We start from the raw sequence: 19,589 nt of genomic DNA, 5'->3' as shown, positions 1-19,589 counted from the left end.
ATCGTAGCAGAACACTTAACAAAAGCTGAAAATAATATTTGAAGAATTACGTGGGCAAAGTCAGGAAGATTTGAAGCTCGAAGATATTCTGATGTACCTGATTCAGAATTCCCGGGAGGCGGTGGTGATATGAGAAAGATTTGGATTGTTTTTGCAGCAGAAATCCGAAAGCAGCAACAGCACAATTAAATGCCAGATAATTATAGAAATTATTTCGAATGCTTTGAAAAATAATTTTATATATCTTAACATGTTTAGCTTACGATGACAAGTCTCTTTTTTTGTGGTAATATACTAGATATTACTATGGAGTACCATTTATACTCCGATATCCAACAAAACCGTCAGGGGGTATGAGTCTATGAAGATGATTATGGCAATTTTACAGAAAAATGATGAGTTACAGACGATAGATGAGCTGAATACAGCAGGATATTTTGTGACGAAGCTGGCAACTTCGGGCGGATTTCTGAAAGGTAAAAATACGACGATCATGACCGTTGTAGAGGATGAAAAGGTTCCGGAAGTTCTGGAAATAATCCGCGCGAACTCCGGAGAACGTAAGACGATTACTTATGCGAATCCGGCATTGGTTTCCGGACAGGGAAGTCTGGGTGCAGCGCCGACAGTACCAATCAATATCCAGGTAGGAGGAAGTACGGTGTTTGTACTGAATGTGGAACAGATGGAGAAGTTCTGATGAGACTGTTGGTGTTGAGTTTTACAGAAAAAGGGAGCCATCTGAACAGGCAGCTCTGTCTGCAAATGTCGCAAATGGGATATTTTTGTGAGGGTTATGCACCATCAAAATATGCCAAGTGTGCAGATTTGAAGACATTAGATAAGGATATATCGGAATGGATTGGAGAAAACTGGGGGAATGCTGCGTTTTTATTTATCGGCGCGGCGGGCATTGCTGTGCGGATGATTGCACCGTGGGTGAAGGATAAATTTACAGATTCTCCGGTACTTGTGATGGATGAGAAAGGGACATATATCATACCATTGCTTTCAGGACATGTGGGAGGAGCGGTACAAATCGCACATGATATTGCAGAAGTGACAGGAGCAATACCTGTGATCACAACAGCGACGGATGTGCAGAAGAAATTCGCAGTCGATGTATTTGCGGTAAAGAACCATCTTTTGATCTCGGACCGGGAGAAGGCAAAGCAGATCTCAGCGTCCGTGCTTCGAGGGGAGAAAATTGAATTTGAATGTGATTTTCCTATAGAAGGAGATGTACCGGAGGAATTGTCGCTTTCAAGTGGTGAAAAGATGGAGACAGAGGATCGGAAGGATAAGAGAGCCGCAAATTTCCGGATCGCTGTCAGACAGTTTTATGATTCTTGTGATGAGAAAAATGAGAATACGCTGTTCCTTTATCCGAAGAATGTAATCATCGGAATAGGGTGCCGGAAAGGTGTGCCTGCAGAGCAACTGAAGGAAGGTATGGATAAGATTTTGCAAGATCTGAGGCTGAAACGGGAGCAGGTAGAAGCCGTTGTGAGTATTGACCTGAAGAAAGAAGAAGCTGGCATTCTGGAAATGACCGATGAATGGAAGATACCATTTTACACATTTTTAGCGGAGGAGCTAAAGACAGTAAAATCGGTAAGCACAAGTTCTGAATTCGTGAGTCGTATTACCGGTGTAGATAATGTGTGTGAGAGGGCTGTGAAATATTATTGCCCGGACGGAGAACTGATCCTTCCGAAGACGAGTCTGGAACAGATGACATTTGCAGTTGTTTGTCGGAAAATGAAATTGTCATATTAGTGTACTGATATTTGATTGGAGCCATTGAACTTAAACTGAATGGTCATGCGGGATTTGTCTATCATCACACTTGTGATGAAGTTCCGGTACCGCTGATGAATGATATAAGAATTGCAGATTCCATTTCCCAGAACAGATCAATTTATCTGCAGCAACAGCGGGTTGCTTGCATGAAAAATAAAAAATTGTTATATTTTTCTTATGGAGGATAAAACAATGGAGACAAAAGATATTATTTTAGAACTCCGCAGAAAAAGCGGACTATCGCAGGAAGAACTTGCACAAAAAGTAATGGTTACAAGACAGGCTGTGTCTCGTTGGGAAAACGGTGAGACTGTACCTAATACTGACACATTAAAACTGTTATCCAGGGTATTTGATGTTTCAATTAATATCCTCTTGGGTGCACCGAGACAGTTGATATGCCAATGCTGTGGAATGCCGCTTGACGATTCCACAATCAGCAAAGAGCCGAATGGCGATTTCAATGAAGAATACTGTAAGTGGTGCTATTCGGATGGCGAATTCAAGTATACGAGTAAAGAACAGCTGATCGATTTTTGTGTAGAACATTTGGCAAATGAGAATTGGCCTGCAGAACAGGTGCGAGCGCATATGGAAGCAGTGGTGCCGAAACTGAATTATTGGAAATAACTGGGAAGAACCGTCCCCAACGACAGGGAGAAAAAATGGAGAAGATTTTGATTTTTGCAGGAACGACGGAGGGCAGGGAACTGGCAGAATTTGCTGGGGGATTAAAGGTTCAGGCTCTCGTAAGTGTGGCAACGGAATATGGTAAAACGTGTCTGGATGATTGTGATAATATACAGACTTTTGTTGGAAGAATGGATGAGGGGCAGATTGAAGCGTTTATTAGGAAAGAAAAGGTTGAGCTTGTGATTGATGCGACTCATCCGTTTGCGGTTCTTGTGACACGGAATATTCGTAAAGCATGTGAGAATACGGGGACGGAGTATTTGAGGTGTCTGCGGAGGGAGTGTGAAGAGGCATTCACGGTAGAGACCGGAGAGATCGTTTGGACGAGTACTGTGAAGCAGGCGGTGGAATATCTGGAGAAAACGGAGGGGAATATTCTGATTGCGACGGGAAGTAAGGAACTGGAAAAGTATGCTTCCATCCCCAATTATAAAGAGCGATGTTTTGCTAGGGTTCTGTCGACGGGGAAAGCGGTGGAGGACAGTATCCGGCTTGGGTTTGAGGGGAAACATCTGATTGCTATGCAGGGACCGTTTTCGGAGGAAATGAATCTGGCAATGCTCCGGCATGTGGATGCAAAATATTTTGTCACGAAAGAGTCCGGCAAAGCGGGGGGATTCCCGGAAAAAGTTAAGGCTGCAAAGGAGGCCGGGACTGTGCTGGTTGTGGTGGGAAGACCGGAGGAAGAAGGACTTGCGCTGGAAGAGGTATTTGATGAATTAAAGAGAAGATACGGGGATAAGAACAGGGGGTGATTGATAACATAATATCAGTCAACCCCTGAAATTGTTTTTGTGTGAATAACAATTACACAATCTTTGTCGTCCATTTGGAGCAGTCCCACACCGCATTTACAATATCCTGGTAGAATTCCGGCTCATGGCAGATGAGGAGCAGGGTCCCGCGGTATTCCTGAAGTGCCTTTTTCAGTGAATCCTTGGCATCTACATCCAGATGATTGGTAGGTTCGTCCAGCATCAGCACATTGGTTTCTTTGTTCAGGATCTTGCACAGGCGCACTTTTGCCTGTTCCCCGCCGCTCAAGACGCGAATCTGGCTTTCGATGTGTTTGGTCGTAAGTCCGCATTTGGCGAGCGCGGAGCGTACTTCATACTGAGTGTAGGAAGGGAATTCTTCCCAGATCTCATCGATGCAGGTGGTTCGGTTGTTGTGGTCTGCCTCCTGTTCAAAATAGCCGGTCAGCAGATTCTCGCCCAGCTCACATTTACCGGAAAGCGGAGGAACCAGACCGAGAATACTCTTGATCAGCGTAGTCTTTCCGATTCCGTTTGCACCGGTCAGCGCAATTTTCTGGCCACGCTCCAGCGTGAGGTTCAGAGGCCGTGAAAGGGGTTCGTCGTAACCGATGACGAAATCTTTGGTCTCAAAGATGTATTTACCCGGTGTCCGGCCGAGGCGGAAATGGAATTCCGGCTTCGGACGCTCGGCGGCGAGCTCTATGACATCCATCTTATCCAGCTTTTTCTGACGGGACATGGCCATGTTGCGGGTGGAGACGCGCGCTTTATTGCGTGCCACAAAATCCTTGAGTTGGCTGATTTCCTGCTGCTGCTTCTTGTAGGCAGCCTCAAGCTGGGCTTTCTTCACTTCGTAGATTTTCTGGAAATTGTCATAATCTCCGACGTAGCGGTTCAGTTCCTGATTTTCCATATGATAAATGATGTTCACCACTTCATTCAGAAACGGAATGTCATGGGAAATCAGGACGAACGCATTTTCATATTCGGTGAGATAACGTTTCAGCCAGTTGATATGCTCTTCGTCCAGATAGTTGGTTGGCTCGTCCAGAAGCAGGATGTCCGGCTTTTCCAGAAGGAGTTTGCCGAGCAGGATACGGGTGCGCTGGCCGCCGCTTAAGTCGGTGACATCCTTGTCCAGTCCAAGATCCAGAAGCCCCAGCGCGCGTGCGACTTCTTCGACCTTTGCATCGATCACATAGAAATCGTGCATGGTCAGTGTGTCCTGGATGGTCCCAAGCTCTTCCATAAGTGTCATCATAGTATCTTCATCCACGTCCCCGAGGCGGTCACAGATCTCGTTCATCTTCGTTTCCAGTTCAAAAAGCCAGGAAAAGGCGGATTTCAGCACTTCGCGGATCGTCATGCCCTTTTCAAGTACAGTGTGCTGATCGAGATAACCGACACGGACATTTTTTGCCCATTCGATTTTCCCTTCGTCCGGCTGGAGTTTTCCTGTAACAATATTAAAAAAAGTAGATTTCCCTTCTCCGTTGGCTCCGACAAGTCCAATGTGTTCGCCTTTCAGAAGACGGAAGGACACATCATGAAAAATGGCGCGGTCACCGAAGCCGTGGGAAAGATGTTCAACATTTAAAATGCTCATTTTCGATTCTCCTTTGTTATGTGGTAACAAGTGACAGTGTCCTGCTTATTATATTATATCTACCGGATAAAAGGCAATGGATTTCGAAAGGATTTCAAGGGAAAAATGCGGTTGCCATACAGGCGGGGATATGTTATAGTGAGGGTGTTCTATATTGGGCTTTTCAGTGCCGGGCAGATGATTCAGATCTGCCGGGTTAAAAGGGAATCAGGTGCAAATCCTGAGCGGTCCGGCCACTGTAAACAGGGAGCGAGGTTATAGATAAGTCATTGCGTATCCAGCGCGAGAAGGCATAACCGGGCGATGAGCTGTAAGTCAGGAGACCTGCTGAGAAGAATGTGAATAGCTTCCGATGAAAGCATAGATTTGCAGAATATTTCAGGGGGAAGTCTGCTTTCGTACAGGAAAAGCGGGCTTTTTTGAATGGGAAATTTGTGCTTTGCGGATCGGATCGAAAGTGGAAAGAGGGATACGATGAAAAAGAGAGCAGCACGGTTCCTGTGTATGATACTGATTGCGGTACTGATTTTCGGAATTCCGGGATGTGGTTCGGAAGAGAAAACGATGCCGGAAACGGAAGAAAATAAGATGACATCTGAACCACAGCGGGAAGAGGCGAAAGAAACGCCGGGACCAATGGAAATCAAGGGACTTACTTATGAATCTGCGATGGAACTTGATTATGCAAAAGGGTTCGGGGTATATTATTATCAGGATGGATATAAGCTGATCCGGATCCGGGACGGGGAAGACTATCTTCTTGTTCCGGAGGGCAGGAATATTCCGTCGGATCTGGAAGAAGACATCGTGATTTTACATCAGCCGCTGGACCGTATTTATCTTGCGGCAACATCGGTGATGGCATTATTTGATTCGCTTGATGCATTGGATGCGATTCGCCTGAGCGGGACACAAAAATCCGGCTGGTACATTGAAAATGCGGTGCAGGCTATGGAAGATGGCGCCATCCTTTATGCCGGAAAATACAGTGAGCCGGATTATGAACTCCTGATCGATGAGGAATGTGATCTGGCTATTGAATCCACGATGATCCTGCATACTCCGAAGGTGCAGGAGATGCTTGAGATGCTTGAGATTCCGGTATTTATCGACCGGTCCAGTTATGAGACGCATCCGCTTGGAAGAACGGAGTGGATCAAGGTCTATGCCGCGATGCTGGACAAAGAAGAACAGGCAGAGACATTTTTCAAGGAACAGTCCAAAGTAATCGAAGAACTGAAGGACTTTGAAAATACAGAGCAGACGGTTGCCTTTTTCTATGTGAGTACCGATGGAACCGTCGTGGTCAGAAAGTCCGAAGATTACATTCCGAAAATGATCGAGATTGCGGGTGGACGTTATGTTTTCGATGATCTTGAAAATACGGAAAATAACAGTGCGTCGATCAGCATTTCTATGGAAGAATTCTTTGCATCTGCAGCCGACGCGGACTATCTGATCTACAATTCATCGATCGATAATCCGGTGGAATCGATGGAGGATCTTCTGGCGAAAAGTGAGCTGTTTGCAGATTTTAAAGCGGTGCAGGAAGGAAATGTGTGGTGTACCGGAAAGTACCTGTATCAGGCGACAGACATTGTCGGAAATCTGATTACAGACATTCATCTGATGCTTACCGATGGAAAAACGGAGGAGATGACATTTTTATATAAAGTGTCATGACGATATCAGGATATGAGAAAGTGAGGAACAATGGAGAAAAGGAAGAATAAGCCGGTACGAATGGAAGAGATGAGAAGACGGATCCGGTATTTGCTGGTGTTTGCCGGACTTCTGGCTGCATTTTGTGTGATTATTGTGCTGAATATTAATACGGGAAACGTACATATTTCTGTTTCTGAGATTTTGAATATTCTATTCGGACAGGCAAAGCAGGATGCGAATTACAGAATCATCTGGAAAATTCGTCTGCCAAGAGTTCTGATGGCAGCCCTTCTCGGAGGTGCCCTTTCTCTGTCCGGGTTCCTGCTTCAGACTTTTTTTGCCAATCCGATTGCAGGCCCCTTTGTGCTTGGCATTTCCTCGGGCGCGAAAATGGTGGTCGCCCTGACGATGATCGTATTTCTGAAGTACTTCAGCAGAGTCTCTTCGTATACGCTCATTATAGCGGCATTTATAGGTTCACTGATTGCGACCGGATTCATCCTTCTGATGTCAAGAAAGATCAATCATATGGCAACCCTTCTGGTGGCCGGAATCATGATCGGCTATATCTGTTCGGCGGTTACGGATTTTGTGGTTACATTTGCGGAGGACTCGGATATCGTGAATTTGCACGGCTGGTCTCAGGGAAGCTTTTCCGGGATGAGCTGGAGCAACGTGAAGGTTGCTTTTGTATTGATTGCTGTCACCGTTGTGATTACCTTCCTCTATTCCAAGCCAATCGGTGCGTACCAGCTTGGCGAAGCCTATGCGAGAAGCGCAGGAGTCAATATCCGAGTTTTTCGTGTGCTTCTGATCCTGCTCTCCAGTATGCTGTCGGGCTGTGTGACCGCATTTGCCGGACCGGTTTCTTTTGTTGGGATCGCGGTTCCGTTTCTGGTAAAGAGGATGCTGAATACGGCGAAACCGCTGATCGTGATCCCGGGAACATTTCTGGGAGGAGCGGTGTTCTGTATGGGGTGTGATCTTATTGCACGGATGGCATTTGCACCGCTGGAACTCAATATCAGTACGGTCACTTCCATTTTCGGAGCACCGGTCGTCATCTTTATGATGCTGCACAGACAGAAGGGAAGAGAATGATGGAAAATGCATATGTAAAGCTGCAGGATCTGACGGTAGGCTATCATGGGAAACCCCTGATCCGCGATATTTGCACGGAGATTCAAAAAGGGGAGATCGTAACACTGATCGGTCCAAATGGTGCTGGAAAATCGACCATTTTAAAAAGTATCACCCGACAGATCAAAACGCTTGGAGGAAATGTCTCCATTGCGGATGAGAGGATCGATGCTATGGAAAATGCTATTCTTGCCAGGAAAATGGCGGTGGTGCTGACGGAGCGGATGAAGACGGAACTGATGACCTGCCGCGATGTGGTGGAAACCGGTCGGTATCCGTATACCGGAAGGCTGGGGATCCTCACGAAGAAAGATAAAGAAATCGTAGATGAGGCAATGGAAGCGGTGCATGTCCGTGAGCTTGAAAATCAAAGCTTTCAGGCGATCAGTGACGGGCAGAGACAGCGGATCATGCTTGCGCGTGCGATCTGCCAGGAGCCGGAGGTTCTGATCCTGGATGAACCGACTTCCTATCTGGATATTCATTATAAACTCGAACTTCTGTCGATGCTCCGGAAACTGGCAAAGGAGAAAAAAATCACGGTCGTCATGTCGCTTCACGAGATCGATCTGGCACAGAAAATATCGGATAGGATTCTCTGCGTCAGGGGTGACCGGATTTTCTGCTATGGGAAACCGGAAGAAGTATTCAAAGAAGAAGTAATCCGGGAACTCTACGGACTCGACAACGGATCCTATGACCCGTGCTTTGGAAGTGTCGAGCTTCCGAGACCGGAGGGAGAGCCGCGTGTTTTTGTAATCTCCGCCTGCGGAACAGGCATTCCGGTATACAGGAAACTGCAGAAAGAAAATATTCCGTTTGCTGCCGGAATACTATACCGCAATGACGTGGACTATCATGTGGCGAAAAGGCTTGCGGCAAAGGTGATCGAAGAAGAACCATTTTGCAGTATCCGTGATGAGGCATATCAGGAGGCAAAAGCAACGATCGATTCCTGCCAGTACGTTATCAACGCAGGCGTTACGATCGGAGAGGGAAACCAGCGGATAGCAGAACTTCTGCATGCTGCCAAAAAGAGTGGCAAAATCTGTGAATGGAAGGAAGGGAGCGGTGGATGGAAAGTGGAATGATTCATATTTATTGCGGAGACGGAAAAGGGAAAACGACAGCGGCAACAGGACTTGCCGTCCGTGCGGCTGGCTGTGGACTTAAGGTGCTGTTCGTACGTTTTCTGAAAAATGAGAATTCTGGAGAACTGCGGATTCTGGATCTCATACCGGAAATCGAAGTGATGCATATGACAAAAAGCTTCGGTTTCTTTAAGACGCTTGACGCAAAAGAGCAGGAAGAGGCACGAAGCGCCTATGCGAAGCTGTGGGATGACGCAATTCGGAAAATACAGGAAGAGCCTTATGATATGCTGGTCATGGATGAGTTTATGGCGGCTTATCAATACGGAATGATCGACCACGAAGCGGCTGTAACGTTTCTGAAAGAACGGCCGAAAGGCTTGGAGGTCGTTCTGACCGGAAGAAATCCGGAACCGGAGCTTCTGGAACTGGCGGATTATATCTCTGAGATTACAAAAAGAAAGCACCCATTCGATCAGGGAATTTATGCCCGGCGCGGGATCGAGTATTAAAACAGGATTCTGTTGGAATTGGTTTAGTGGAAAAAAGACAGAAAGATGAGGAAAGAAAAATGAAATGGATGATCGCATCCGACATTCACGGGTCGGAATATTATTGTAAAAAAATGCTGGAGGCATATGACAGAGAAAAGGCGGGGAAGTTATTGCTTCTCGGCGATGTCCTGTATCATGGGCCGCGAAATGATCTGCCGAGAGATTATGCACCGAAGGCAGTTATAGAACTGTTGAACGCGCGGAAGAATCAGATTCTCTGCGTGAGAGGAAACTGTGATACAGAAGTAGATCAGATGGTGCTGAAGTTCCCGGTTCTGGCGGATTATTGTATTGTATGCGATGGAAAAACGACGATCTATGCGACACATGGACACGTTTATAACGAAAAGAATTTGCCTCCGATTCAGAAAGGAGATATCCTTCTGAATGGACACACTCATGTGCCGAAATGCACGCAGCATGAGGAGTATGTTTATATGAATCCGGGTTCCGTTTCCATTCCGAAAGAGGAAAGCCATCATGGATATATGATTCTGGAGCAGGATGAATTTGTTTGGAAAGATCTGGATGGAACTGAAATAATGCGGTGGAAAAATGAACATGTAAAATGAACATGTAAAATTAAACTACAACTTCAATGACAGGGAACGAAACATCTGTTATAATAATACTTGTCCGAAAGAGGTGGCGGAAGACGAGGAGTTATTATCTGAAACCGACACTTCTGCATGACAAGAGGATTGGAGCATGAATATGATTTATGGAAATGTGATATGCTCACGGAACGTCAGATTTATACGAAGGAGGGTGATCGTCATGGATATTTAAGGAATTGACCTAATCAGACAGTTGTTATATCTTTCAAGGACAAAAATCTATTATTACTATCAATTTATTATCATGGATACATGTGCTTATCATGTATTTTGTTTTCAAAAGCGTTCTGGCTCTTTTTTAAGAGCTTCAAAATTTACCAGTTTTGAAACAATAATCAGTCGTAATTGTTCGATAATTACACAAATAATCACATCATTACCATATTGATTGCCGGTATGGCAGGCTCATTCCTCACATCTAAAGAAAAGGAAGGTAAAAAATTATGAAAAAAATGGTATCATTTGTAACTGCACTCGTTTTATGTGCAAGTTCTTCATTGCCGGTATTTGCCGCGACACCCAAATATTCTATCAGTATGCCAAAGATTCCGCAGATCCATGTTGAGTTATCCGACAGTGTGAAGGAAGCTGTCAATCAGGCTGTAAAGAAGCAGATTGAAAAGATGATTCTGGACAAACCGGAGTTGACTTCAACTACGTATCGCCATAAAGGGAAAATATATGGCACATATTCATTCCTCAAGATTGAATGGGGAGAAGTAGAAGGTGCGACTTCTTACAAAGTGGAGATTACCAAACCGGATGGAACCAAAAAGACTTATGAGACATCAAATGCTTATCTCAGTGTGAAAGAAGGAAGTGATGACTTTATCACAGAATGTCCGAAACAAAAGACGGAAAACGGTGTTGAGTGTGCGACGGTCAGAGTGCGCGCGTATGGTGAGGATGAGACTTACAGTGCGTGGTCTGAAGAAGAGCGCATCAGCTGTAATGCAATCCATTCGTAGTACTTAAGCCGTGTGCAAACGACGGTGATGATTATTGCGTTGTCCTCTGTAAAAATGTGAAAGAGAAAAAGGATTGCGGTGTACGGGTGGCATCGCAATCCTTTTATATAGCATTTTCTTATAGTATTTTCTGTATGTTGTTTTTGATCTTTTCTGTGAGTGCGGCATACTGGATCAGTTCATCTTCTGTAAAACCTGCATATTTGGCCTGCTCGAAATTACTCTGGGCAGCGGCGATCTCATTTTGAATCGGAGATGCAAGCGGAAGGAATGTGATCTTCAGCTCTTTTGTGGTGCGATTTTCTTCACATTTCAGCATGTTTTTTAAGGAAAGCCGTTGAAGTAAAAGTGAGAGACTGCGCACGGTGATTCCAGCAAAGTCTGCAATTTCCTTTCTGGTTCCGATATGCCTGAGCTGGCTGAGACATAAAAGCAGACGCACTTCGCCCAAAGTGAGATTGTTCTTCTGGGCAATCGGTTCCAGATAGTAATCCAGAAGCTTACGGTCACGATAGTCATCCATAAGAATGCCTTCTCCTGCAACAACTTCCTGACTGACGCTGTTGCGTTCTTCCCCAAGCTTTTTGGAGCCGGAGAAGAAAGAAGGTGGTACAGCTCCGTCGCCTGCCGCGTCCACCAGAAAGCGATAAACCTGCAGACGGTTCTTCTCATAATCTTCCTCATCGAGGACATGTTTGTAAAAATTATTATAGTATTCAAATACCATCAGTTTCATTTTAATGGTTTTGCTGATACTCATTCCCTGGCTTGCGAGGGAACCTTTTGTCTTCACATAGTAATAAACCGGAACCTGCAGTGCATAGAAAACTTCTGCATGCCTGATATACTCAAGATTAAACATAAAATCTTCACACCAGCTGATCTGAGGGTTCATTCGAAGATGGTATTTTTCAACGATGTCACGTCGATAGAGCTTGTTCCAGAGGACTCCGTAATAGAAATCAGCAGGATTCTGGAGCATATGTGCGGAAAATTCTTCCTGAGTCAGTACGCAGTCATCGTCGATATCTCCTTTCTGGGCAACTCGTTTTCCTACAACTCGGTAGAAATCAGAGATGACCATATCACAATGATAGCGCTCTGCTTCTTCGACAAACAGTCTGGTGGCGTTCGGAGTGATCCAGTCATCGCTGTCGAGAAACTGCAGGTAAGTGCCGCATGCAAGATCCAGCGCCATATTCCTGGTTTCGGAAACTCCGGTATTTTCTTTATGTATCAAACGGATTCTGGAATCTTCAGCAGCATAACGGTCACAGATCGTTCCTGAAGAATCGATACTGCCGTCATCGATGAGTAAAAGCTCAAAATCCCGGTATTCCTGGTTGATAATACTTTCAATACAGCGGGAAATCGTTGCCTCGGCGTTATAAACCGGTACAATAATACTTACGGTCGGGTTCATCAGTGCACACTCCTAACTATTTATAAACTAGTAACATTGTATCGCATTTATCCATAAAAATACAGTGGATTCTCAAAAATGTCTGGTGTAAAATAATGGCATGGTTGCAGGAAACGGGAAAATTCCTTATAATATAGAAGTGATTTTGGAAAATGGATTGGAAAAGGATTCATATATCATGGAAAACAGCAGAATAGTCTGGAAGAATCAGAAGAAGATGAGAACAGGATACACCACCGGAAGCTGTGCCGCCGCTGCTGCGAAGGCCGCTGCTGTCATGCTGTTAACCGGTGAGAAAATACAGAATGTCAGGCTTATGACACCGGCCGGCATTTTGCTCTATCTGGAAATTGAGCACATTGAGAGACAGAATGATTTCGTCAGCTGTGCGGTGAAAAAGGACAGCGGGGATGATCCGGATGTGACGAACGGAGTCTATGTATTTGCTAAAGTTGCAAAGAATGAGTCCGGCCGGATCACGCTTGACGGAGGGGAAGGTGTGGGCCGCGTGACGCGCAAAGGCCTGGAGCAGGCGGTCGGAGAGGCGGCAATCAATAAGATCCCCAGACAGATGATATTAAATGCCGTTGAAGAGCAGATGAAACTGGCCGGATATGACGGAGGCCTGGAAGTGGTTATTTCCATTCCGGAGGGAAAGAGGCTTGCTGCGCAGACGTTTAATCCGCGGCTTGGCATTGAAGGTGGCATTTCTGTACTTGGAACGACCGGAATCGTGGAGCCTATGAGTGAACGGGCACTGACCGATACCATTTTCATGGAAATGAAGATGCTGAAAGAAAACGGGGCATCTTACTGTTATCTGGTTCCGGGAAATTATGGAACGGATTTTTTGAGAGAAAGTCTTGGTTATGACGGGAATCTGGCTGTGAAATGCAGCAACTATATAGGAGAAGCACTGGATGATGCGGTTTGTCTGGAAATGGAGGGTGTTCTTCTGGTTGGGCATATCGGCAAGCTGGTGAAACTGGCCGCCGGTGTCATGAACACACATTCCAGACAGGCGGACTGCCGGATGGAAGTGCTGGCGGCTCATGCGGCAGTTGCAGGGGCCAAAAGGGAGGATGTGGTCAGCATCATGGAGTGCATTACGACAACGGAGGCACTGGATATTCTGAAAAGTGCCGGGATTCTGGAAACGACGATGCGTGGCATCATGGAGAAGATCGAGGAACATATGAGGCATAGAGTGGGGGATCGTGTGGAAACAGCAGCGGTCATGTTTGAGACATCTTACGGGATTCTCGGGAAGACGCCCCTTGCCGATGAGATAGCGGCTAGTATACAAAAAAGGTTATAGAGCAGGGAGAAAAAAGTCATGAAAGGTAGATTTTATGTGGTAGGAACGGGACCGGGGGATCCGGAACTTCTGACGATAAAGGCAGTCAGGATTCTGAGGGAGAGTGACATCATTGCGATTCCTGTTTCGGGTGCGGACTTTTCGGGGACCTATTATGAAGAAGAGAAGGAAACAGCTGTGAGGGAAGAACTGCTGGAACGCTGCGCGGCATGGAAAATCGTGCGGCAGGCGGTACCGGAACTGGAAAAGAAAGCAAAGCTGTATTTGTCCATGCCGATGATGAAGCAGAAGGATATTCTTCGGAACATTCATGATGAGGATGCAAAAGCAGCGGCAGGGTGGCTGGAGAAAGGAAAAACGATTGCATTTATTACACTCGGGGATCCATCTGTGTACTCGACGGGGATGTATCTTCATCACAGGATCAAAGAATGGGGATTTGATACCGTTATGGTTCCGGGAGTGCCGTCTTTCTGTGCTGCTGCTGCCCGGCTTGATATGGAAATCGCGAAAAACCGGGAGGAAATCCATATCATCCCGGCATCTTACGGAGTGAAGGAGAGCTTGTCGCTTCCCGGGACAAAGATTCTCATGAAAGCGGGTAAGAAGCTCCCGGATGTCAAAGAAGAAGTTAGATCCCGGGGCATGGAAATCTGTATGGTGGAGAATTGTGGAATGGAGCAGGAGAGAATCTACAGATCAGCGGAGGAGATCCCGGATGAGGCAAGTTATTATTCCCTGTTGATCGTGAAGGAGGAAGAATGATGATTCAGTTTGTAGGAGCAGGACCGGGGGCAGAAGATCTGATCACGGTTCGGGGGCAGAAGCTGCTCATGGAGGCGGACATTGTGGTTTACGCAGGATCTCTTGTGAATCCGAAACTGCTGGATATGTGTAAGGAAACATGTGAAATATTCAACAGCGCATATATGACACTGGAGGAAGTACTGGAAGTGTTGATTCGCGGGGAGAAGGAAGGAAAGCATGTGGTGAGACTGCACACGGGGGATCCTTGTCTGTATGGGGCAATCAAGGAGCAGATGGATGCGCTTGATGCCGAAGGGATTTCCTACGAAGTCTGCCCGGGGGTCAGTTCCTTTTGCGGGGCAGCATCGGCACTAAAAGCGGAATATACACTTCCCGGAATTTCCCAGTCGGTGGTGATTACCAGAATGGCGGGACGTACGCCGGTGCCGGACAGCGAATCCATCCGCAGTTTTGCAGTGCATCAGGCGACGATGGTGATCTTCTTAAGTACCGGTATGCTGGGTGAACTTTCAAAAGAGCTGATTGCAGGAGGATATCCGGAAGATACACCGGCGGCTATCGTGTACAAGGCAACCTGGCCGGAGGAAGAGGTGCATCACTGCGAGGTGAGGACTTTGAAAGAAACTGCAGAAAAATATGGGATCCGTAAAACAGCGCTGATTGTTGTAGGGTCCATCTTAAATGGAGATTACAGGCGTTCGGAGCTCTATAATCCGGCGTTTACGACTGAATTCAGACAAGGAAAGGCAGAATAAGGAGCAGGTATGGGAAAAGTATATGTAGTGGGAATCGGCCCGGGTGCGAAGGACCAGATGACGGTACGAGCGGCAAAGGTTTTAAGCGAATGTCAGGTAATCGTGGGTTATACGGTGTATATTGATCTGATCAAGGAAGAATATCCGGACAAGATCTGTTTGTCTACTCCGATGAGGCAGGAGGTGCAGCGTTGCCGGATGGCGCTTGAGGAGGCCGGGAAAGAACAGAATGTAGCAGTGGTCTGCAGTGGAGATGCAGGGATATATGGAATGGCAGGGCTGGTGTATGAGCTTGCAGCGGATTATTCGGGTGTGGAGATTGAAGTAGTTCCAGGTATCACAGCCGCTTCCGGAGGAGCCGCAATACTTGGAGCGCCGCTGATGCATGATTTTGCAGTCATCAGTCTCAGTGATCTGATGACGCCCTGGGAAAAAATAGAAAAGCGTCTCCGGATGGCTGCAATGGCAGATTTCGTAATCTGCATTTACAATCCTTCCAGCAGGAAAAGAGTGGATTATCTGAAGAAAGCCTGCCTCTGTATGATGGAATATAAAAAGGAAGATACGGTGTGCGGCATTGTAAAAAATATCGGTCGGGAAGGCGAATGTATGAAGATACTGAGTCTTAAGGAACTATCTGAGACGGATGTGGATATGTTTACGACTGTATTTGTAGGAAATGAAGAGACCAGAATAATCGGAGATAAAATGGTGACGCCAAGGGGATACAAGAATGTGTAGAAATTGCAGGGTTTTCTGTGTCGGAGTCGGAGTGGGAGATCAAAAGCTTCTGACGCTGGAAGCAGAGGAATGTATTGAAGAAAGTGATCTGATCATCGGAGCAGCCAGGATGGTAGAATTATTTGCGGATGGGAAACGGCCGCAGTTTATAGAATACCGGCCGGAGAGGATCCGGGATTATCTGGTGGAACATATAGAACATGAAAAATGTGCGGTCCTTTTTTCCGGGGACACCGGATTTTACAGCGGGGCAAAAGCACTGGTAAAGGTCTTGGAGGAAAGTGGGATTGCGGTGCAGATTCTGCCGGGGATTTCTTCAATCGTGTATTTGGCGGCACGCCTTCACACAAGCTGGGAAGATGCTGCGATCTGCAGCATTCACGGAAGAAAGCAGAATTTTATCCAGGCAGTCAGAGAGAACCGAAAGACGTTTCTGATTCTTGGTAAAGATTCCGGCGCGATGATCTGTGAAAAACTGGAATACTACGGACTGCAGAATTTGAAGCTCTATATTGGAAATCGCCTTTCTTATGCGGAGGAAGAGATTCTTACCGTTCAGGCATCGGACGCGAAACCGGAGAATTTCGCGGAGCTTTCTGTTGTGATGATCGAAAACCCGGAGCCATCACGGAGAGTCTGTGTGCATTTGCCGGATGAAGCATTTATCCGTGGAAAAGTGCCGATGACGAAGGAGGAAATCCGAACGTTAAGTCTTGCCAGTCTTATGCTCACCCGGGATGCGGTCCTCTATGATGTCGGCGCCGGAACCGGATCTGTATCGGTCGAAGCGGCACTTCAGGCGCCGGGGATCCGCGTTTATGCTGTGGAAAAAAAGGCGGAGGGCATTGAACTGATTCTGGCAAATAAGAAAAAGTTTATGACGGACAATCTGGAGGTTATTCATGGTGTGGCACCGCAGGTGCTGGAAGGCCTGGAAATACCCACCCATGTATTTATCGGAGGAAGTTCCGGAAATCTGAAAGAAATCCTGCGATGCGTCCGCAGGAAGAATCCGGACGCAAGGATCGTGATCAATGCAATCTCGTTGGAAACACTGAAAGAAGTGATGGAAGCTGCAGAAGAAGGACTTCTTCAGGAACCTGAGATCCGTCAGATCACGGTATCAAGAGCGCATAAGCTTGGAGATTATCACATGATGATGGGAATGAATCCTGTTTATATTGTATCAGATGGGAGAATAGATGGATAAATGAAAATACCTGGAATTATGATTGCGGCTACGGCGAGCGGAAGCGGGAAGACGGCAGTCACCTGTGCTCTGATGGAAGCTCTTGTGAAAAAAGGAATAGGTGTGGCAGCATGCAAATGTGGTCCGGATTATATTGATCCCATGTTTCACCGGAACGTGCTGGGAATCGATTCGGAAAATCTGGATCTGTTTTTCTGCGAAAAAGAGCAGCTGCGCTCTTGTTTTACACGACATGCGTCAAATGCCGATGCAGCCGTCATTGAAGGCGTTATGGGATATTATGACGGGATGGGCCTTGGCACAGAGGAGGCGAGCTCCTATGATGTGGCACGAACGCTTGGCGTTCCGGTGATCCTGGTGCTTCCGTGCCGCGGAATGGCTCTGTCGATTCTGGCTGTGCTAAAGGGAATGCTGGAATTCCGGAACGACAGCCATATCAGCGGAATCATTCTAAACCGTATTTCACCGTCACTGTATCCGAAAATGAAAGAGATGATCGTGCACGGGCTGCGGGAGATGGGGCATGATGTGAAAGTACTGGGATATGTGCCGGAACATCCTGCGTTTCAGCTGGAGAGCCGTCATCTGGGACTCATCCTTCCGGAGGAAATTGCTGATCTTAAGAAACAGATTGAAGAGGCGGCAGAGATCCTTGAGAAAAGTGTGGATCTGGATGCGGTGCTCGCACTGATGGATTCGGATGTAGAAAGAAAGAATTCAGCAGAAAGCGAAGTGGTACCGGGAAACCGGGATGCAAAGGAGCCTGTTACAATTGCTGTTGCGTGGGATGCTGCGTTTTGCTTTTATTATAAAGAAAATCTGGAAATTCTGAAAACGCTTGGATGTAGGCTGGTCTGGTTCAGTCCTCTGGAGGATAGCAAGATACCTGAAGAGGCAGATGGGATACTGCTTGGCGGAGGATATCCGGAAATCTATGCCAGACAGCTTTCTGCCAATGCATCCATGAGACAGGATCTGAAAGAAAAGCTGAATCAGGGAATGCCGTGTATCGCAGAATGCGGAGGGTTTCTGTATCTTCTGGAACAGCTTCAGGGAACGGACAAAAGCTTTTATCCGATGGTAGGATTGCTCGAAGGAAGTGCAGAAAAGAAAGAGCGGCTGATCCGTTTCGGGTACATGAATGTAAGAGCAGAAGCAGACGGATGTTATCTGCGGAAGGGAGAGTGTATCCGGGGACATGAATTCCATTATTGGGAAGCCCAAAAAATAGGAGAAGACTGTCTGGCTGAGAAGCCGGACGGAAGACGGAGCTGGAGAGAAATCCATATGAAGAACAGGATTTTTGCGGGATTTCCGCATCTTTACTGGGGCTCAAACCCGGAATTTGCCGTAAGATTTGTGAAAGAATGCCAAAGGAGACGAAAAGAATGCAGGAGAAAATAAAAACAGAACAGGAACAGCTGGAAGAGATAAAAATGCAGATTCGGCCTCTGGATGAAAAGAGCATGGATCTTGCAAAGAAGAGGTGGATGAGCGTTGCAAAGCCACTGTTCAGTCTGGGGAAGCTGGAGAAAGCAGTGATTCAGATTGCGGGGATCCTGGGAACAGATTACTATGAATTGAAAAAGAAGGGCCTTATTATCATGTGTGCCGATAATGGAGTGGTAGAAGAGGGAGTCACACAGACCGGGCAGGATGTGACGGCGGCTGTGGCGGATAATTTCACCAAAGGGCAGGCGAGTACCTGTATTATGGCTCAGGTAGCAAATGTTGATGTCTTCCCGGTTGATATCGGAATGGTATGTGATGTTGCTTCTGTCACAAAACCGGCTGATAAGGTGGCGTACGGCACAGCCAATCTGGCCAAAGGACCGGCAATGACCCGGGAACAGGTGCTGCAGGCAACTATGGTCGGCATCCGTCAGGTGAAAGAAAAGAAAGAGGCCGGTTATGCCATCCTGGCGACCGGAGAAATGGGAATCGGAAATACGACTACCAGCAGTGCGGTGGCAGCGGTGCTTTTGAATGAAGAAGCAGAGACTGTAACAGGAAAAGGAGCCGGACTTAGTAGTGATGGACTGAAGAGGAAGATCCGGGTCATCCGGGAAGCAATTGAAAAACAGAAACCGGAACAACAGGATGTGATCGATGCCCTTTCTAAAGTGGGCGGCCTGGATATAGCGGGCCTTATGGGGGTATTCCTGGGAGGAGCCATGTATCGGATTCCAGTCGTGATCGACGGGTTTATCTCTGCTGTGGCGGCACTTTGCGCGGTACGTCTTGTGCCGGAGGCGGCCGGATATATTCTGCCTTCTCATGTGTCAAAGGAACCTGCCGGGCAGCTTGTACTGGATGCGCTCGGCATGTCTCCACTTTTGACCTGTGACATGTGTCTCGGTGAAGGAAGTGGAGCGGTGGCGGTGATGCCGCTCCTTGAAATGGGCCTTCAGGTGTATCGGAAAATGGGAACATTTTCGGAAATGGATATTGAGCAGTATCAGGTATTATCATAACAGTG

The 19,589-nt window shown here is 46.8% G+C and carries 20 protein-coding genes and 1 riboswitch; of the genes, 18 read left to right on the top strand and 2 right to left on the bottom strand.

Translation table 11 applies throughout. The features are described 5' to 3' along the window. Window positions 1-361: 361 nt before the first annotated feature. The 5 genes from ACTNBF_RS02715 to cobK are packed head-to-tail and all read left to right on the top strand — an operon-like array spanning window position 362 to window position 3,251. Window positions 362-700: a cyclic-di-AMP receptor gene (locus tag ACTNBF_RS02715; RefSeq protein WP_427807205.1), complete on the top strand. Its 339-nt coding sequence runs from the start codon at window positions 362-364 to the stop codon at window positions 698-700. Beyond that, window positions 700-1,779, top strand: coding sequence for a cobalt-precorrin 5A hydrolase (locus ACTNBF_RS02710; protein ID WP_441024651.1), 1,080 nt, complete (start codon window positions 700-702; stop codon window positions 1,777-1,779). The genes ACTNBF_RS02715 and ACTNBF_RS02710 overlap by 1 nt, the downstream gene beginning before the upstream one ends. An 11-nt stretch (window positions 1,780-1,790) precedes the next feature. Continuing rightward, complete coding sequence (locus ACTNBF_RS02705) at window positions 1,791-1,991, top strand: hypothetical protein (protein ID WP_441088713.1); 201 nt, start codon at window positions 1,791-1,793, stop codon at window positions 1,989-1,991. A gap of 4 nt (window positions 1,992-1,995) precedes the next feature. Then, window positions 1,996-2,433: a zinc ribbon domain-containing protein gene (locus tag ACTNBF_RS02700; RefSeq protein ID WP_441088712.1), complete on the top strand. Its 438-nt coding sequence runs from the start codon at window positions 1,996-1,998 to the stop codon at window positions 2,431-2,433. 35 nt (window positions 2,434-2,468) lie between these two features. Then, window positions 2,469-3,251 carry a precorrin-6A reductase gene (gene cobK, locus ACTNBF_RS02695; protein WP_427807209.1) on the top strand — a complete coding sequence of 261 codons (783 nt, stop codon included), beginning with the start codon at window positions 2,469-2,471 and terminating at the stop codon, window positions 3,249-3,251. 52 nt (window positions 3,252-3,303) lie between these two features. Here the strand turns inward: cobK and ACTNBF_RS02690 are convergent, their stop codons facing one another. Further along, window positions 3,304-4,860 carry an ABC-F family ATP-binding cassette domain-containing protein gene (locus tag ACTNBF_RS02690; RefSeq protein WP_441024653.1) on the bottom strand — a complete coding sequence of 519 codons (1,557 nt, stop codon included), beginning with the start codon at window positions 4,858-4,860 and terminating at the stop codon, window positions 3,304-3,306. A gap of 147 nt (window positions 4,861-5,007) precedes the next feature. Continuing rightward, window positions 5,008-5,206: riboswitch (cobalamin riboswitch) on the top strand. A gap of 128 nt (window positions 5,207-5,334) precedes the next feature. Between ACTNBF_RS02690 and ACTNBF_RS02685 the strand changes: the two genes are divergently transcribed. The 6 genes from ACTNBF_RS02685 to ACTNBF_RS02660 all read left to right on the top strand — a co-directional run bounded on the left by ACTNBF_RS02685 (window position 5,335) and on the right by ACTNBF_RS02660 (window position 10,895). Beyond that, a complete protein-coding gene (locus ACTNBF_RS02685; protein ID WP_441024655.1) occupies window positions 5,335-6,543 on the top strand; it encodes an ABC transporter substrate-binding protein in 1,209 nt (402 codons plus the stop codon). A 30-nt stretch (window positions 6,544-6,573) separates the two neighbouring features. Continuing rightward, on the top strand, window positions 6,574-7,626 hold the full coding sequence (locus tag ACTNBF_RS02680; RefSeq protein ID WP_441024656.1) for a FecCD family ABC transporter permease: 1,053 nt from the start codon (window positions 6,574-6,576) through the stop codon (window positions 7,624-7,626). Continuing rightward, complete coding sequence (locus ACTNBF_RS02675) at window positions 7,626-8,756, top strand: ABC transporter ATP-binding protein (RefSeq protein WP_427820618.1); 1,131 nt, start codon at window positions 7,626-7,628, stop codon at window positions 8,754-8,756. Before ACTNBF_RS02680 ends, ACTNBF_RS02675 begins: the two co-directional genes overlap by 1 nt. Beyond that, window positions 8,741-9,268: a cob(I)yrinic acid a,c-diamide adenosyltransferase gene (locus tag ACTNBF_RS02670; RefSeq protein WP_427820598.1), complete on the top strand. Its 528-nt coding sequence runs from the start codon at window positions 8,741-8,743 to the stop codon at window positions 9,266-9,268. The genes ACTNBF_RS02675 and ACTNBF_RS02670 overlap by 16 nt, the downstream gene beginning before the upstream one ends. A gap of 59 nt (window positions 9,269-9,327) precedes the next feature. After that, window positions 9,328-9,882, top strand: coding sequence for a phosphodiesterase (yfcE, locus tag ACTNBF_RS02665; RefSeq protein ID WP_441024657.1), 555 nt, complete (start codon window positions 9,328-9,330; stop codon window positions 9,880-9,882). A gap of 488 nt (window positions 9,883-10,370) precedes the next feature. After that, window positions 10,371-10,895 carry a hypothetical protein gene (locus ACTNBF_RS02660; RefSeq protein WP_441024658.1) on the top strand — a complete coding sequence of 175 codons (525 nt, stop codon included), beginning with the start codon at window positions 10,371-10,373 and terminating at the stop codon, window positions 10,893-10,895. 118 nt (window positions 10,896-11,013) lie between these two features. Here ACTNBF_RS02660 and ACTNBF_RS02655 read toward each other — a convergent pair whose 3' ends face one another. Further along, complete coding sequence (locus tag ACTNBF_RS02655; protein ID WP_441024659.1) at window positions 11,014-12,318, bottom strand: glycosyltransferase family 2 protein; 1,305 nt, start codon at window positions 12,316-12,318, stop codon at window positions 11,014-11,016. 178 nt (window positions 12,319-12,496) lie between these two features. Between ACTNBF_RS02655 and cbiD the strand changes: the two genes are divergently transcribed. Genes cbiD through cobT form a run of 7 tightly spaced genes read left to right on the top strand, consistent with a single transcriptional unit; the run spans window position 12,497 to window position 19,584 of the window. Further along, window positions 12,497-13,636: a cobalt-precorrin-5B (C(1))-methyltransferase CbiD gene (gene cbiD / locus ACTNBF_RS02650; protein WP_441088711.1), complete on the top strand. Its 1,140-nt coding sequence runs from the start codon at window positions 12,497-12,499 to the stop codon at window positions 13,634-13,636. Window positions 13,637-13,654: 18 nt separating this feature from the next. Then, a complete protein-coding gene (gene cobI / locus ACTNBF_RS02645) occupies window positions 13,655-14,401 on the top strand; it encodes a precorrin-2 C(20)-methyltransferase (RefSeq protein WP_441088710.1) in 747 nt (248 codons plus the stop codon). Next, window positions 14,401-15,159, top strand: coding sequence for a precorrin-4 C(11)-methyltransferase (gene cobM / locus ACTNBF_RS02640; protein ID WP_427820619.1), 759 nt, complete (start codon window positions 14,401-14,403; stop codon window positions 15,157-15,159). The genes cobI and cobM overlap by 1 nt, the downstream gene beginning before the upstream one ends. A 9-nt stretch (window positions 15,160-15,168) precedes the next feature. Then, a complete protein-coding gene (gene cobJ / locus ACTNBF_RS02635; RefSeq protein WP_427820604.1) occupies window positions 15,169-15,900 on the top strand; it encodes a precorrin-3B C(17)-methyltransferase in 732 nt (243 codons plus the stop codon). Next, a complete protein-coding gene (cbiE, locus tag ACTNBF_RS02630; protein ID WP_441088709.1) occupies window positions 15,893-17,110 on the top strand; it encodes a precorrin-6y C5,15-methyltransferase (decarboxylating) subunit CbiE in 1,218 nt (405 codons plus the stop codon). The genes cobJ and cbiE overlap by 8 nt, the downstream gene beginning before the upstream one ends. Then, complete coding sequence (locus ACTNBF_RS02625; RefSeq protein ID WP_427820606.1) at window positions 17,111-18,514, top strand: cobyrinate a,c-diamide synthase; 1,404 nt, start codon at window positions 17,111-17,113, stop codon at window positions 18,512-18,514. Beyond that, a complete protein-coding gene (gene cobT / locus ACTNBF_RS02620; RefSeq protein WP_441024663.1) occupies window positions 18,499-19,584 on the top strand; it encodes a nicotinate-nucleotide--dimethylbenzimidazole phosphoribosyltransferase in 1,086 nt (361 codons plus the stop codon). Before ACTNBF_RS02625 ends, cobT begins: the two co-directional genes overlap by 16 nt. The last annotated feature ends 5 nt before the right edge of the window (window positions 19,585-19,589 follow it).

The sequence above is a fragment of the Bariatricus sp. HCP28S3_A4 genome (genome assembly GCF_052066395.1).
Taxonomy (GTDB): domain Bacteria; phylum Bacillota; class Clostridia; order Lachnospirales; family Lachnospiraceae; genus Allocoprococcus.
The sequence above is the reverse complement of the archived record's forward strand: the minus strand, read 5'-3'. Positions and strand labels throughout refer to the sequence as shown.

Excerpts from the sequence above, each read along its gene's own strand:
- ACTNBF_RS02715 (WP_427807205.1), top strand. The coding sequence starts at position 362 with ATGAAGATGATTATGGCAATTTTACAGAAAAATGATGAGTTACAGACG.
- ACTNBF_RS02710 (WP_441024651.1), top strand. The coding sequence starts at position 700 with ATGAGACTGTTGGTGTTGAGTTTTACAGAAAAAGGGAGCCATCTGAAC.
- ACTNBF_RS02700 (WP_441088712.1), top strand. The coding sequence starts at position 1,996 with ATGGAGACAAAAGATATTATTTTAGAACTCCGCAGAAAAAGCGGACTA.
- cobK (WP_427807209.1), top strand. The coding sequence starts at position 2,469 with ATGGAGAAGATTTTGATTTTTGCAGGAACGACGGAGGGCAGGGAACTG.
- ACTNBF_RS02690 (WP_441024653.1), bottom strand. The coding sequence starts at position 4,860 with ATGAGCATTTTAAATGTTGAACATCTTTCCCACGGCTTCGGTGACCGC.
- ACTNBF_RS02685 (WP_441024655.1), top strand. The coding sequence starts at position 5,335 with ATGAAAAAGAGAGCAGCACGGTTCCTGTGTATGATACTGATTGCGGTA.
- ACTNBF_RS02680 (WP_441024656.1), top strand. The coding sequence starts at position 6,574 with ATGGAGAAAAGGAAGAATAAGCCGGTACGAATGGAAGAGATGAGAAGA.
- ACTNBF_RS02675 (WP_427820618.1), top strand. The coding sequence starts at position 7,626 with ATGGAAAATGCATATGTAAAGCTGCAGGATCTGACGGTAGGCTATCAT.
- ACTNBF_RS02670 (WP_427820598.1), top strand. The coding sequence starts at position 8,741 with ATGGAAAGTGGAATGATTCATATTTATTGCGGAGACGGAAAAGGGAAA.
- yfcE (WP_441024657.1), top strand. The coding sequence starts at position 9,328 with ATGAAATGGATGATCGCATCCGACATTCACGGGTCGGAATATTATTGT.
- ACTNBF_RS02660 (WP_441024658.1), top strand. The coding sequence starts at position 10,371 with ATGAAAAAAATGGTATCATTTGTAACTGCACTCGTTTTATGTGCAAGT.
- ACTNBF_RS02655 (WP_441024659.1), bottom strand. The coding sequence starts at position 12,318 with ATGAACCCGACCGTAAGTATTATTGTACCGGTTTATAACGCCGAGGCA.
- cbiD (WP_441088711.1), top strand. The coding sequence starts at position 12,497 with ATGGAAAACAGCAGAATAGTCTGGAAGAATCAGAAGAAGATGAGAACA.
- cobI (WP_441088710.1), top strand. The coding sequence starts at position 13,655 with ATGAAAGGTAGATTTTATGTGGTAGGAACGGGACCGGGGGATCCGGAA.
- cobM (WP_427820619.1), top strand. The coding sequence starts at position 14,401 with ATGATTCAGTTTGTAGGAGCAGGACCGGGGGCAGAAGATCTGATCACG.
- cobJ (WP_427820604.1), top strand. The coding sequence starts at position 15,169 with ATGGGAAAAGTATATGTAGTGGGAATCGGCCCGGGTGCGAAGGACCAG.
- cbiE (WP_441088709.1), top strand. The coding sequence starts at position 15,893 with ATGTGTAGAAATTGCAGGGTTTTCTGTGTCGGAGTCGGAGTGGGAGAT.
- ACTNBF_RS02625 (WP_427820606.1), top strand. The coding sequence starts at position 17,111 with ATGAAAATACCTGGAATTATGATTGCGGCTACGGCGAGCGGAAGCGGG.
- cobT (WP_441024663.1), top strand. The coding sequence starts at position 18,499 with ATGCAGGAGAAAATAAAAACAGAACAGGAACAGCTGGAAGAGATAAAA.